Raw genomic sequence first — 13,433 nt, 5'->3', positions numbered from 1 at the left:
GTGCTACTATGAAATGTTGTGCTTTCAAACAATAGCAGGTAATTTTAGTATTAAAGAGGTGAAAAGTGCCTAAAATTTATATCATAGACGTTACCAATCGGGACGGCGTGCAAACAGCACGGCTTGGTTTGTCCAAGCTGGAAAAAACGATGGTCAACCATTACCTTTCGGGGATGGGTGTTTACCAGTCAGAATTCGGTTTCCCGACCACGAAGCACGAAACCAATTACCTGAGAGCTAATCTGGAGTTAAGCCAAACAGGGGCCATGGGGCAGCTGCGACTGGAAGGCTGGCTCCGGGCGATTACCGCAGACGTGGAACTGGCTTTTAAAATGGTGCCGGAACTCAAGCACGTCAACCTTTCCATCTCAACCTCAGACCAGATGATAAATGGCAAATTTAAAGGCAAGAAAACGCGTCAGGATGTGGTGGCCGAGATGGCGGCGGCAGTGGATGCCGCCTACCAATTGGGGGCCGAAAGTGTCGGGGTAAACGCCGAAGACGCCTCCAGAACGGACATTGACTTCCTGGTGGAATACGGCTTGGCGGCTAAAAACCACAGCGCAGTAAGATTACGCTACTGTGATACCCTGGGTTATGATGACCCATTCTCTATATACGAAACCGGTCGAGCCCTGGCAGAAAGAATCGGCATCCCAATTGAGCTGCATTGTCACGGCGACCTCGGAATGGCGGTAGCCAATTCCGTAGCCGGGGCTCGTGGCGTCATTGACGGCGGACAGGACGCATATATTAATACCACTTTAAACGGTATCGGGGAACGGGCGGGAAACGCTGACTTGATAGCCACAGTACTGGCTATTAAAAAGAGCAAGAGCTTTGCCGGCAAATACGAACTGGGCAATGATATTGACCTGTCAAAGAGCTGGAAAGTGGCCAAATTTGCTGAATACGCCTTTGGTGTGCCCATCCCCATAAATCAGCCTGGGGTCGGCGCCAATGCCTTTGCTCATGAGTCCGGCATACATGCCGACGGCATCCTGAAAGACCCTCACAATTATGAGCTTTACAGCTGTGAAGAGCTGGGCCGTGGTGAACCTATTCTGCTGGAAACCGGCCGGGAAATTTGTGCCGGCGAATATTCCGGTATTTCAGGCTTCTCCCACATTATGAGCGACCGCATGGCCTGGCATTTCAAAGACCGGGATGAAGCTCAGCAGGTACTGGAACTGGTGCGATACGCCAATGTGCTTTCGCACAAGCCGCTGGTTGAAGAAGAATTGCTGTTTATCGCTCAGCACCCGGAGATAGCCCGCAAGCTGCTGGCGCTGATCCCGCTGGAGTCCTGAATCAATTTCTGCTGACCACGGCGGAAGGCGCCGGCTGGAACGGATGGGTTCGCAGAAGCAGGGAATAGAAATAGGGATAGTTGTTCTGCAAGTGCTCAGCGTAGTTCAACCACTCCACTACCAGCCGGTCATAGAAACGGTTTATGTCGCCGTTGAGATGCTTTAAGTCTGCCTCCGGCAGCGTTGATAAATCGTTTCTGGCATCCAGTTCTTCAGCCAGGTGAGTAATAGCCCATAACAAATCAGTGAAGGATTCCCGCTCCAGTAAATTCGGGTTTTCCATCAGTGTCATCAGAAAAGGTCGCTGCTTAACTAGAAAAGCCTTAATCCCCTCCAGGTCTATGTGGTCAAAATTCACGTTCAGCCTTATCTGCAGCGCCTGGGCCCGGGCACGGTTAAAATCATCCTTTCGCCAATTCTCATTTATCTTGAAATGCTCGTAGAAGGTCTCCCGCTCGCGGAAATCTGTCAAAAGCTCACTCATCAGACGGTTACCGACGGCCATGAAAAAGGAGCCGACCACCATGTTGAGTTTGGAATTCAGCGCTTTCTTGTCCCGCTGGGCCAGCAGACGTTCGATTACTACCACTACAAGGAAAACTTCCAGCGGCAGGAAGGCCAGATCATGAAGGGCAAAGATGAATATGTGATGCGCGTCGGCGAATACGGCATAATGCACACCGTAAAGCAGGCCGGACAAAGCCAGGGCTGCGGCACCGGCTATCAGGATGAATCGGCGTTCCTTCATTAACGGTCCTTCCGGTTGAATTGTCTTAATATACTACCATGGACGAAAAATGTTGAATAGCGTTACACAGAAAATATAGTTATACTGAAACGGTTATGTCAGCAGAAGCTAATAATGATTCAATAATTTTCCTGGGTACCGGGGGTGCCCGTATCATGGTAGCCCGCCAGGTACTGGCCTCAGGCGGAATGTGGCTTTCGCTGGCCGGCAAAAACCTGCTGGTTGACCCGGGACCGGGCTGCATTGTACAGGTCAACAAACGAAAGCTGCCAGCGGAAACCCTCGATGCGGTCATCCTGTCGCACCGGCACCTGGACCATTCCGGTGATACCAACATTATGATTGAAGCCATGACCGGCGGCGGTTTTCGCGGCAAGGGACGCTTTTTCGCACCCGCCGACGCTTTCGGGCCGGAACCGGTTATATACTCCTACCTGGATAAATTCCTGACGGAAAAAGTAACCCTGGAAGAGGGCGGACAGTATGATTTGGATGGCCTGAAATTCGAGACCCCATTGCGCCACCTTCACCCGGTAGAAACTTACGGCATTATTTTTAGAGCCAACGGAAGATCTGTGGCCTATATCACCGATACCCGTTATTTTGATAAACTATCCCAAGTTTATCGGGCCGATCTGCTTATCATAAATGTAGTATTGACCGAGCCCAGGCCTTACGTAGATCACCTGACCATGGCCGACGCCGGGAGCATAATCGGGGAAGTAAAACCAAAGGCGGCTATTCTGACTCACTTTGGCATGAACGTCTGGCGAGCCAGCCCGCAGGTTGCCGCCGCTGATATAGCCGCCCGCACCGGCGTCCCGGTAACCGCCGCCAGGGATGGCATGGTTTTTCGGATGGCCGAACTGGATAACCGGACGGCGACGGATGCCGCCAATAATCCCGGGCAGCAAAACTCAGCGTAAAAGAGGACTTAATATTGGCCTATCCTGACAGTATCCTTAGCAGCGTACAAAAACCCGCCCGCTACACCGGCGGCGAATGGAACTCAATAAGCAAGGATTTTGAACAGACACCGATAAGGGTGGCCCTGGCCTTCCCCGATATCTATGAAGTGGCCATGGCCAATCTGGCCATCCCCGTGCTTTATGACATCATTAACCGCCGCTCCGACGCCCTGGCGGAACGCACCTATATGCCCTGGACGGACATGGCTGAGGCAATCAGGCGCCATAAACTGAGACTGCTGTCGCTGGAAAACCAGCGGCCGATCATTGATTTTGATATTTTAGGTTTTTCTCTTGAGGGCGAACTGTCCTATCCTACCGTACTGGAAATGCTGGACCTGGCTGGTATACCGGTATGGGCACGACTCCGTGATGAAAACAGTCCGCTGGTCATCGGAGGCGGCACCTCCACCTTCAACGCTGAACCGATGGCTGATTTCTTTGACGTCCTTTTCATCGGCGATACCGAAGAATCCATCAGCGATTTCCTGGACATCTACCGTAAATGGCAATTATCAAATAGGCGCGGCGGCAAAAAAGGGCTGCTGGAGAAACTGGCAGCCGTGACCGGAATCTACATACCTTCATTTTATGAAATTGACTACTGTGAAGACGGCACACTCAGCGCCATTGCGCCCGTCAATCCGGCAGCACCGGATAAAGTCAAAAGGCGGATCATCGAAAAGCTGCCGCCTCCAATAACCAAACCGGTGGTACCCTTCCTGGAAGCGGTGCAGGACCGGGGAGTAATTGAAATATCAAGGGGCTGCGTCCGGGGCTGCCGCTTCTGTCACGCCGGGGTAGTGTATAGGCCTAAGCGCCAGCGCAGCCCGCGGGAGATACTGGAAGCAGCTGACGCCATCATAGCCAATTGCGGATATGATGAAATTTCACTGCTTTCACTTTCAACTTCTGATTATGAGGGCATCGAAGATTTGATCGAAAACCTAACCGACCGGTACAGGGGTAAACACATTGCTATCTCACTACCCAGTCTGCGGATTACCCCCGGGTCGGTAAAACTGGTCGGCAAACTACCTGACAGGCGCCGCAGCGGCTTAACCCTGGCTCCGGAAGCTGCCAGTGAAAGACTAGGCAAAGTAATCAATAAAGTTATACCGGAAGACAGGCTGTTGGAGACAGCCTCTGCCGCTTTTTCGCGCGGCTGGACGACCTTGAAACTGTATTACATGCTTGGTCTGCCAACCGAAACAACTGAAGACCTCTCGGCCATGGCTGATACCCTGCACAAGGTTTATAATCTCGGTCGGGGAGCACCTGGCCGCCGTCCGCAGCTGCGGGTAAGCCTGGCAACTTTCATACCCAAGGCTCATACGCCTTTCCAATGGATGGCTCAGGATGATGAAGAAACCATTAACGCCAAGCAGAGCCATCTGATGGACCGGATAAAAAGCAAGGGCATCAGGCTGTCCTGGAGTGACGCCAGGATGAGTCTGCTGGAAGCCGTATTGTCCCGCGGCGACCGCCGATTGTCCAGAGTAATCTACGAATCCTGGCGACGCGGCAGTGTTCTTGATGGCTGGACAGAACTGTTCAACTGGCAGCGCTGGAAAGCGGCGTTTGAAGAAATCGGTATTGACCCATCATTCTACGCCCGCCGTCAACGCCCGCTGAATGAAATACTGCCCTGGTCGCATATCGAGAGCGGAGTCAGCGTTAATTATCTTAAACACCAATACCGGCTTGCCATGGAAGGGGAGGCTGGCGGTGACTGCCATGACGGAGATTGTCTCGGCTGCGGACTGCACAAAATAGTCAGCGAGTGTGAACAATCTTTTAACAGCCGGGCATCTGTAAAATGAAACCGCTTTGCTCCTTGCTCCGGACATTGACCGCCGCCAGCCACCAAAACCAGGTTTAGCAACCCCTGGACAACGCCTAGACAGAAGCTGAACCTTAACAGGAATGGCTTTTCTCTGATTGAGCGCCCGCTATAAATTTGTTATAATATTTGTGTCGTTATGTCTAACAGGAGGTTTTAATGGGCCTATATTTAGCCTTTATAATTCCCCCGCTGCTTCTGATGCTCTACGCCCAGTGGCGGGTTTCATCTACCTTTGGCAAATACAGCAAAATAACCAATGACCGTGGTATGAACGGTCTGGCCGCGGCTCGCTGGCTGCTGGACCAGCACAATCTGCAAGATGTCCAGGTGGAAATGTCCAAAGGCAAGCTATCCGATCATTATGACCCCCGCGGTCGAGTCCTCCGGCTCTCACCGGACGTTGCCAATAAGGCTTCTGTTGCCTCACTGGGCATCGTAGCTCATGAAGTCGGACATGCAGTGCAGCATGCCACCGCCTACGGTCCGTTGAAAATAAGGAACGCCATGTATCCGGTGGCCAACCTGGGTTCCAATTTTGGTTTTATCCTGGTCATCGGCGGTTTTCTGCTTTACAGCTTTGGGGCAGCCTTCGGTCTGGAGGTTGCCTGGGCCGGAGTGGCTTTATTCGGTGCCGCGGTGGTCTTTACCGTAATCACGCTGCCGGTGGAGTTTAATGCCTCAACCCGGGCTAGAACTATGCTGCGTTCAACCGGACTGGCTTCCGTTTCGGAAATGCAGGGAGCTTCCGCTGTTCTTTCAGCAGCGGCTTTGACCTATGTTGCCGCCATGCTGCAGGCGGTAATGCAGCTGCTGTACTTTATACTGCTGCTGACCGGCGGAAGGCGTTAAACAATCAAACCAATTAAGTGAACGACCTGGACATTCGCCTGATGCTGTTTTGTCCAGGTCGTTGAATATTTCCAACTATTGAAAATCAATCTATCTTCCATCAAAAACCGTCTAAAAGTCTTTTGATAACCCGGACGGTAATATAAAAGGCAGTCACGGCATCACATCAGGCCAATCCGCGCCTTGCCTAAACTGTTTATGAACAAACATCTTTCCTGGTGTTTTCCCTTATTTGACCCGGTATCTAACCGAAAGCGGATGGTTGCTCATCAGCAAAAATTTCATAAAGAAGCTTATCTTTTAATAAACAGGTAGTAAATTCAAACATGTATTAGACATATTTTTGATAAGTAACACTGGTTTTCGATAAAGACCGGCAGTGCCATAGCCGTCAATCAGCAATAATTATTATCTCAAAGGTAAATCGCTCCTTAACCTATTAATATAACTGTTAAAGAATTACTAATTTGATATACTGAGTTAAATCTTTTTAATACCACTAGTTATACAAACACACTGAGGAGTCTTCAACTTGATAGATCAAGCGGAAATAGAAATTCAAAGTGGGCGTGGCGGCAGAGGCGCCGTAAGTTTCCGGAGAGAAAAATTTGTACCGCGGGGAGGGCCTGATGGTGGTGACGGCGGCCGGGGCGGCAATGTAATCCTGGAAGCCGATAAAAATACCGGCAGCCTGGTCAAATATCGGCACCAGAGGCATTTTAAAGCCGGCAACGGAGCCAATGGCTCCGGTCATCGTTCAACCGGTAAAAGCGGGGCGGATGTCGTGGTAAAAGTTCCGGTCGGTACGGTGGTAAAGGATAAGGAAACCGGGGAAATTATCGCCGACTTGAATGAACACAAGGATAGGGTTGTGGCCGCCCACGGTGGCAAAGGAGGTCTGGGTAATCAGCACTTTGCCTCTTCCACCAACCAGGTGCCGAAACTGGCCCAGACGGGGGTTTCGGGCGAAAAACGCATATTGACCCTGGAACTTAAACTTATTGCCGATGTCGGTATTATAGGCCTGCCTAACGCGGGAAAATCATCCCTGCTCAAAGCTGCTACCGCCGCCAAACCCAAAATCGGTGATTACCCTTTTACTACCCTGGAGCCTTCGCTCGGGGTAATTGAGTCTGGTGGGCGCAGATGGATCGTGGCGGATGTGCCCGGCTTAATTGAAGACGCCCATCTGGGTAAAGGCTTGGGACATCAGTTTTTACGCCATGTTGCCCGGACCAGGGTGCTGCTGCATTTGATAGACGGTTCGACGGAAAAGCCGCTCAATGACATGGTCAAGATTAACACCGAATTATCGCTGTATGACCCGTTGCTGGGTCAGAAGCCCCAGGTTGTGGTGATTAACAAAATTGATATTGAAGCCGTCAGTGGCAGAATATCAGAATTCAAGCAGGCTTTTAAGGAATCAGGTTTGTCGGTATGCTTTGTTTCAGCGGCAACCGGGCAAGGTGTTGAAAAACTCATGACTGAGGTTGACCGCCTGCTTCAGGCCCAGGATTTGGCCGAGCGTGATTCCGAAGCGGGGATCAAGGTTTTCCGACCGGAACCTGAAAAGCCCGGCGTGGTTGTGGAATTTGAAGATGACGGCTGGCACGTCCGGTCGGATGAGTTTGAAAGGCTGGTGGCCGGTTCGGAAACTAATGACCCGGAAGTTAAGCGACAGTTATTCGGTCAATTGTGGCGCTGGGGTGTAAGCAAGGCGCTCAAGGCGGCTAAACTTAAACCAGGGGATCGTTTTTACATTGGTGAAACGGAGTTCTATTGGTGAAACTGGGAATATTGGGCGGCACTTTCGACCCGCCGCATAACGGGCATTTAATGCTGGCTGAGCAAACCCGCCTCTATCTTAACCTTGCGAAAGTAATTTTTATTCCCGCCGGGCAGCCCTGGGCTAAAGCGTCGCTGCCGGTGAGTCCGGCGAAGCACCGCCGGGAAATGGCGAGACTGGCTATCCAAGGGTGTCCTTATTTCAGCCTCAGTGATATTGAAATTAAGCGCCCGGGTCCATCATATACCTGGGAAACCCTTGAAGAACTGAAAAAAATATATCCCGATGATGAGCTTTATTTTATTCTGGGTTGGGATAACCTGAAGGCCTTGCCTTCCTGGCACAAGCCGGAACGCATTATCGCCGCTGCCGGTCTGGCCGCAGCCCCCAGGGCTGGTTTTGTCCGGCCGGAAATGCCGCAAATAGAAGCGGTCCTGCCCGGCATCAGTTCAAAGACGGTAATCATGCCCGGTCCGCGAGTCGATATTTCAGCATCTGATATACGCCTGAGGGTAAAAAGAGGACTGCCGATTGAAGACTTGGTGCCGCAGCCGGTAGCGGCCTATATCCGGCGCAACGGTCTTTATCTTGATGGTTGACCGATATTTTCATCATCTTCGCCCGGATTGTATCCGTTCACTGATGACATCTGCTTTATAGACTTGCGGGGATGTGGTTTGCCTTCCCAGCCGGCAGCGGCATAACCCACCGCCAGCATCACGTCAATCCGCTTGCCGCGGGGTACTCCCAGTATCTTTTTTAACGCTTTTTCATCAAACCAGCCCAGCCAGCAGCTGGCCAGGCCTGATTCTTCTGCCTGCAGGACAAAGTGCTCGCCGGCTATGCCGATGTCAATCAGATAATAACGGGTATCCCGCGTCTGTGAACCGACCGTAGCCCAGAAGCGCATTTTCTCCGAGACTATGGCAATGAGAACCGGGGCATCGCGGCAGAAGGCGTTCATCCGGTATAATCCGGTGCACAGCGCCTGGTCGCAAATTTTTCGGCGAATGGCATCGTCATCAATGACGATAAAATGCCATGGCTGGGAGTTACAGGCTGACGGGGCATCCCTGGCGGCGTCAAGGCATCGGCGGATGAGTTCGGCGTCAACCGGCCGGTTCGGGTCAAATTTACGGCAGCTTTTCCGTTGTTTGATGAGGTCAATTAATACCATATATTTACCAGTATATCTGAACTGTAGATCCGGCGCTAAATTGATTCAGAATTGCGGGGGAGTATCTAATTACTTGGCGCGGCAGGAGCGGCAAAGGCCGCGGATGACCAGGTGGTTGAGATCGGCATCAAATTCCTGCTGTTCCAGCAGCGTTCGGCGCAGCGAAGACAGAGCTTCCTCCGGCAGATTAATCACCTGTCCGCAGCGGCGGCATTTGAGGTGGTGATGGTGGCCTTCCTCCGAGTGGTGATATACATGCGCCCCGTGCGTTTCGGCCTTGACCACCAGCCCGAGGCTCTCCATCAGCTCCAGCGTGCGGTACACGGTTGAGCGGTTGACGCCGCTTATCTTGCCTCTGACCTGTTCGTATATGGCATCGGCAGAGAGATGGCTTCCACCCTGGTGCAGGATGTCAAGAATAATCCGGCGCTGTGGCGTCAGGCGGTATCCTTTTTCCTTTAATATCTTGCTGCAGCTCATTTAATTGCGACTTTTCGCAATGATTATGGCACTAGAGTTTACCGGTGTCAAAAGTCTTTATTGGTTAGGCGTTAACTGGTATGCTTAATCAAAACAAAATACCGCGGAGTTTCACATGAAACTATTGAAAATGGAATTGAAACCAATCGGCCGGGTGCTGAGCCCCGTTATCGAAAAACCGGCTGACGGGTTTGACTGGCGTCCGGTTATTTCCCGGATAGAGGTTGACCAGCGTTTCTCTGAGGGGCTGGACGGATTGAACGAATTTTCCCATATCATGGTTTGCTGGTGGATGCATCAGGCTGTTGATGAGGCAAAGATGGCGCTTAAAGTATATCCCCGTGGTCGCCGGGAGCTTCCCCCGGTGGGTGTTTTTAGTTCCCGCAGTCCATATCGTCCCAATTCTATTGGAAGGGCTACGGTAAAACTGCTGGAACGGCAGGATAACATCTTAACGGTGCAAGGCCTAGACGCTATTGACGGAACGCCGGTGCTGGACATCAAGCCGTTTATTCCCGGTTATGATTCACCTGTGGAAGGAGCGGCCGCGCCTGAATGGGCAACCAGACATCAGCGTTCAGTTTGAACTCCATTTATCAACGGCTGCTGACCCGGTATAGTCCACAGCGATGGTGGCCGGCGGAAACGAAGTTTGAAATGATGGTCGGGGCCGTTTTAACCCAGTCCGCTGCCTGGGTTAATGTAGAAAAAGCCATTTCTAATCTGAAAAGCGCCGGGGCATTGAGTCCGGAACCGCTGCGGCGCATGGAGATTGCGGAACTGGCCCGGCTAGTTTATCCTTCCGGTTATTTCAATGCCAAGGCCTACAAGCTATGTGCCCTGGCGGATTGGTTGGGTCGGTACAATGATGAGCTGACCGCCTTTGATACCCGAGATACGGCATGCCTGCGCCGGGAATTACTGCAGGTGCATGGTATTGGGCCGGAAACTGCTGATTCCATACTGCCCTACGCCCTGGAACGTCCGGTGTTTGTCATCGACGCCTATACCCGGCGTGTTTTCAGCCGCCTGGGCATTGCCCCGGTCCGGGATACCTACTCGGATTGGCAGGAAATGTTTTCTGCCTGTTTGCCGGCTGAGGTTCCTTTGTTCAATGAATACCACGCGCTCATAGTGCGTCATGCCAAGGAGTTTTGCCGCAAAGTGCCGCTGTGCAATGAATGCCTCTTTGAGGCCGAATGCCGTTACGCAGCGGAAACTTGATCAGCTTTCCAGCTCAGTGACCATCTCCACCAGCCCCAGGTAATCTTGTGATGGGCTGCGGACGGCAATATAGCGGACTTTCCATTTTCTGCCGTCTCCTTTTTCTATGACGTGCTCCGCTGAATCACTGACACCGGACCGGAAGTCGGCAACCATCCGGTCAATAGCCGGGAAGCTGGCTTCACTATGGCACTGGTGTATGTCCTGACCGATGATCTCCGGGGGACGTCGGAAAAGCCGGTAGCTGTTGAAGTAACGGATTTTGTTTTCCGCGTCCATGAAGGTCAGGTCAATCGGCAGGGCATCCAGCATTGACTCAATGGTGCCGGTTTCCAGTTCTTCCAGCATCTTGCCTCCTTAACCCAGTATATCTCCGATGAAATCACGCTGGCCGCGGCGAAAATCCGCCGCCGTGGCTGGCCTCTTGCCCTCAAGCTGCAATGCAATCAGGCCCAGGACTCCGCTGCCAGTGACCACACCGACTTCAGCCGCCGAGCCTGGCGGCAGCTCCACCACGGTTCCTGGTTCAGCCGCGGTGGCCATTTCCAGGGGGATAGTAAGGAGCAGTTTGAGGTTTTTGCCTTTCCAGGTGGAGAAAGCCCCGGGCCAGGGCTGAAACGCCCTGACCCGGCGCCAGATGACCGGTGCCGGCTGCGCCCAGTCAATGCATCCGGCAGACTTGTTCATCATTGGGGCGTAGGTAACTTCATACCCTGACTCCGGTTGGGGGAAGGGCCTGATATTGCCGCGCTCAAGTTCCGGCAGCAGGTCCAGCAGCGCCATGCTGCCTATTAAAGCCAATTTTCCGGTCAGGCTGCCGGTGGTGTCGTAGTCAAACACGGGAACGGCGTGACGGGAATACACAGCCCCGGTGTCAATGCCGGAGTCTATGAGCATCAGGCTGATGCCGCTGAAACGGTCTCCGGCGGCGATGGCCGCGGCCACCGGGGCGGCACCCCGGTGACGCGGCAACAGTGAAGCGTGAATATTCACACAGCCCAGCCGGGGCATATTCAGCACAGCCTGGGGCAGTATTAATCCATAAGCGGCCACAATAATAATATCCGGCGCCAGCGACTTCAGTTCATCCTGGATTTGGCTGGTACGGAGTGATTTTGGCTGTACTGTTCTCAGCTGGTGCTGCTGCGCCAATTGTTTGACCGGTGAAAAGCCGGTCAAGCGACCCCTTCCGGACGGGGCGTCGGGGCGGGTATAGACGGCGGCAATTTCACAATCGCTTTCGACCAGTTCCTGAAGCACCCTGGCGGCGAAATCCGGGGTTCCCATGAATACTATTTTCATTTATACAGTACCATTTTCCTATTGGCGATTGTATCACCTGGTATTTTTTTACTCAACAGCTTTACGCAATATGTCACAGGGCAAATCAGTAAGCTAGAGGGAGTTTGAAAGAGTATTTCAGCGTGCTTACACGGTGGAATAAAGGATATCGGCGCTTGCTACGGATATAGGCGGACTGGTACTATGAATAAGGTTTTCACGGCGTATCAAACGAGCTGGAAACATATCCTGTAAAGCATTGGCCGGGGTGAAGTGTTGCTTGTTTCCCGGCACCCGCGCAAATTGCCTTTATTTGAAAGAGATTACGTTTGTCACAAGAAGCAGCTTTAAATTACGATGCCGCAGCCATCTGGGAAACGGCGCTGGGAGAACTGGAATGTTCTGTCAGCCGTCCTAATTTTAATACCTGGTATGCCGGCACCACCGGGTTGGAATACCAGGGCGGCAGTTTTGTTATCGGTGTTCCCAATACCTTTATCGCCGAGTACCTGGATCGCAACCAGCGCTCACTGATAGAGAAAACGCTCATAAAGCTCACCGGAAAGTCTTCGGTGCAGGTGGTTTTTCAGGTGACCGGCAATGGTAAGAAATCCGGTGCCGCCCGCGGTACGCAAACTTATTCAACAACCCGCGGTGAAAGCTGCCGTTTTAATCCCCGGTATGGTTTTGACGCTTTTGTCGTCGGCAACGCCAACCGCCTGGCTCACGCTGCCGCGCTCTCCGCCGCCCAGAAACCGGGAGAAGGCTATAATCCTCTTTTCGTCCATGGCCCGAGCGGTTTGGGCAAGACGCATCTCCTTCAGGCTATCGGACAGACGGCGATGCAGGCCGGAAAAAAGGTGCGTTATGTTTCCGGTGAACAGTTTACCTCGGAATTTGTCGCGGCCATTAAGGAACGGCGGGCTGATGAATTTCGGGATATGTACCGCAGCGTTGACCTGCTGCTAATCGATGATGTCCAGTTCATTGCCGGAAAATCCCAGACCGAAGAAACCTTTTTTCATACTTTTAACGAACTGCACAATTCCAGCAAGCAGATCGTACTTTCCGCTGATTCGCCGCCCCGTGAGATTGCTAAACTGGAAGACCGGCTTCGCTCCCGTTTCGAGTGGGGGCTGACTACTGAAATCGCGCCACCGGATGAAAAAATGCGCCTGGCCATTCTGAAGAATCGGGCTGAAGAGGCCGGGGCTGAGATCACCCCTGATGTTTTGGATTACCTGGCGTCTGAGGTTATCCGCAATATCCGGGAGCTTGAAGGCAATTTGAATCGTGTGCTGGCCTATTCGCGTCTGCTGCGTTCTGCTGTTACCCCGGACCTGGCCCGCCGCGCGCTGAAAAATATCGCCGCCGAGCCGGAGAAAAATGAGCCTTCGTCTCCGCAGCTGCTGCTGGGTACAGTGGCTGAGTGCTTCGGGGTTGGTGCCGAGGACCTGTTAGGCCGTCGACGGGATAAAGAAACCTCCACCGCCAGGCAGGTAGCCATGTATGTGCTTAAAACCCAGAATCTATGGTCACTGGGTGAGATCGGGCGGTTTACCGGTGACAGGACCGCGGCTACGGTTAGCCATGCCTGTGACAAGATCAGCCGGGAACTGGAATATAATCCCCTGCTTAAACGTAAAATCCTGGAGATTGAACGACGACTGGACCAGAAGAGCCTGGACCGCTGAGAACACCCGATGCGGGGTTAAAACAAAAAGAGGGGCATTTTTGCCCCTCTTAATTTATCACTGTACTGGT

14 protein-coding genes are annotated in these 13,433 nt (G+C 52.5%); 9 read left to right on the top strand and 5 right to left on the bottom strand.

The features are described from left to right. Window positions 1-65: 65 nt before the first annotated feature. Window positions 66-1,310: a homocitrate synthase/isopropylmalate synthase family protein gene (locus tag ACZ48S_RS00070; RefSeq protein WP_464212844.1), complete on the top strand. Its 1,245-nt coding sequence runs from the start codon at window positions 66-68 to the stop codon at window positions 1,308-1,310. Between the two features lies 1 nt (window position 1,311). Here ACZ48S_RS00070 and ACZ48S_RS00065 read toward each other — a convergent pair whose 3' ends face one another. Next, complete coding sequence (locus ACZ48S_RS00065; protein WP_464212842.1) at window positions 1,312-2,058, bottom strand: hypothetical protein; 747 nt, start codon at window positions 2,056-2,058, stop codon at window positions 1,312-1,314. A 95-nt stretch (window positions 2,059-2,153) separates the two neighbouring features. On the opposite strand from ACZ48S_RS00065, the gene ACZ48S_RS00060 reads away from it, so the two are divergent. From ACZ48S_RS00060 to nadD, 5 genes are all read left to right on the top strand, one after another. Continuing rightward, complete coding sequence (locus ACZ48S_RS00060; RefSeq protein ID WP_464212840.1) at window positions 2,154-2,984, top strand: MBL fold metallo-hydrolase; 831 nt, start codon at window positions 2,154-2,156, stop codon at window positions 2,982-2,984. A 14-nt stretch (window positions 2,985-2,998) separates the two neighbouring features. After that, window positions 2,999-4,849, top strand: a complete 1,851-nt coding sequence (locus ACZ48S_RS00055; protein ID WP_464212838.1) for a TIGR03960 family B12-binding radical SAM protein — start codon at window positions 2,999-3,001, stop codon at window positions 4,847-4,849. Between the two features lie 179 nt (window positions 4,850-5,028). Next, window positions 5,029-5,721 (top strand): zinc metallopeptidase, encoded by a 693-nt coding sequence (locus tag ACZ48S_RS00050; RefSeq protein WP_464212836.1) that lies wholly within the window; start codon window positions 5,029-5,031, stop codon window positions 5,719-5,721. A gap of 532 nt (window positions 5,722-6,253) precedes the next feature. Beyond that, window positions 6,254-7,507: a GTPase ObgE gene (gene obgE / locus ACZ48S_RS00045; RefSeq protein ID WP_464212834.1), complete on the top strand. Its 1,254-nt coding sequence runs from the start codon at window positions 6,254-6,256 to the stop codon at window positions 7,505-7,507. After that, complete coding sequence (gene nadD, locus ACZ48S_RS00040) at window positions 7,501-8,106, top strand: nicotinate-nucleotide adenylyltransferase (RefSeq protein ID WP_464212832.1); 606 nt, start codon at window positions 7,501-7,503, stop codon at window positions 8,104-8,106. The genes obgE and nadD overlap by 7 nt, the downstream gene beginning before the upstream one ends. On the opposite strand, the gene ACZ48S_RS00035 is transcribed toward nadD, so the two are convergent. Both ACZ48S_RS00035 and ACZ48S_RS00030 read right to left on the bottom strand, forming a co-directional pair. Next, on the bottom strand, window positions 8,091-8,684 hold the full coding sequence (locus ACZ48S_RS00035; protein WP_464212830.1) for a nitroreductase family protein: 594 nt from the start codon (window positions 8,682-8,684) through the stop codon (window positions 8,091-8,093). The two genes, nadD and ACZ48S_RS00035, sit on opposite strands and share 16 nt — an antisense overlap. 69 nt (window positions 8,685-8,753) lie before the next feature. Next, a complete protein-coding gene (locus ACZ48S_RS00030) occupies window positions 8,754-9,164 on the bottom strand; it encodes a Fur family transcriptional regulator (RefSeq protein ID WP_464212828.1) in 411 nt (136 codons plus the stop codon). Window positions 9,165-9,279: 115 nt separating this feature from the next. Between ACZ48S_RS00030 and tsaA the strand changes: the two genes are divergently transcribed. Both tsaA and ACZ48S_RS00020 read left to right on the top strand, forming a co-directional pair. Next, window positions 9,280-9,750, top strand: a complete 471-nt coding sequence (gene tsaA / locus ACZ48S_RS00025) for a tRNA (N6-threonylcarbamoyladenosine(37)-N6)-methyltransferase TrmO (RefSeq protein ID WP_464212826.1) — start codon at window positions 9,280-9,282, stop codon at window positions 9,748-9,750. Beyond that, window positions 9,720-10,388: an endonuclease gene (locus ACZ48S_RS00020; protein WP_464212824.1), complete on the top strand. Its 669-nt coding sequence runs from the start codon at window positions 9,720-9,722 to the stop codon at window positions 10,386-10,388. Before tsaA ends, ACZ48S_RS00020 begins: the two co-directional genes overlap by 31 nt. Here the strand turns inward: ACZ48S_RS00020 and ACZ48S_RS00015 are convergent, their stop codons facing one another. Beyond that, entirely contained in the window at window positions 10,389-10,736 is a 348-nt protein-coding gene (locus ACZ48S_RS00015; protein WP_464212822.1) for a PAS domain-containing protein, read from the bottom strand. Window positions 10,737-10,745: 9 nt separating this feature from the next. After that, the gene (gene fmt, locus ACZ48S_RS00010) at window positions 10,746-11,690 is read right to left on the bottom strand and encodes a methionyl-tRNA formyltransferase (protein WP_464212820.1); all 945 of its coding nucleotides are present in this window, start codon (window positions 11,688-11,690) and stop codon (window positions 10,746-10,748) included. A gap of 308 nt (window positions 11,691-11,998) precedes the next feature. On the opposite strand from fmt, the gene dnaA reads away from it, so the two are divergent. Beyond that, window positions 11,999-13,363: a chromosomal replication initiator protein DnaA gene (gene dnaA / locus ACZ48S_RS00005; RefSeq protein WP_464212818.1), complete on the top strand. Its 1,365-nt coding sequence runs from the start codon at window positions 11,999-12,001 to the stop codon at window positions 13,361-13,363. The last annotated feature ends 70 nt before the right edge of the window (window positions 13,364-13,433 follow it).

It is taken from the genome of Dehalogenimonas sp. NIT-SK1 (genome assembly GCF_055384165.1).
The sequence above is the reverse complement of the archived record's forward strand: the minus strand, read 5'-3'. Positions and strand labels throughout refer to the sequence as shown.

Excerpts from the sequence above, each read along its gene's own strand:
- ACZ48S_RS00050 (WP_464212836.1), top strand. The coding sequence starts at position 5,029 with ATGGGCCTATATTTAGCCTTTATAATTCCCCCGCTGCTTCTGATGCTC.
- ACZ48S_RS00065 (WP_464212842.1), bottom strand. The coding sequence starts at position 2,058 with ATGAAGGAACGCCGATTCATCCTGATAGCCGGTGCCGCAGCCCTGGCT.
- ACZ48S_RS00015 (WP_464212822.1), bottom strand. The coding sequence starts at position 10,736 with ATGCTGGAAGAACTGGAAACCGGCACCATTGAGTCAATGCTGGATGCC.
- ACZ48S_RS00035 (WP_464212830.1), bottom strand. The coding sequence starts at position 8,684 with ATGGTATTAATTGACCTCATCAAACAACGGAAAAGCTGCCGTAAATTT.
- tsaA (WP_464212826.1), top strand. The coding sequence starts at position 9,280 with ATGAAACTATTGAAAATGGAATTGAAACCAATCGGCCGGGTGCTGAGC.
- fmt (WP_464212820.1), bottom strand. The coding sequence starts at position 11,690 with ATGAAAATAGTATTCATGGGAACCCCGGATTTCGCCGCCAGGGTGCTT.
- ACZ48S_RS00020 (WP_464212824.1), top strand. The coding sequence starts at position 9,720 with ATGGGCAACCAGACATCAGCGTTCAGTTTGAACTCCATTTATCAACGG.
- ACZ48S_RS00060 (WP_464212840.1), top strand. The coding sequence starts at position 2,154 with ATGTCAGCAGAAGCTAATAATGATTCAATAATTTTCCTGGGTACCGGG.
- ACZ48S_RS00030 (WP_464212828.1), bottom strand. The coding sequence starts at position 9,164 with ATGAGCTGCAGCAAGATATTAAAGGAAAAAGGATACCGCCTGACGCCA.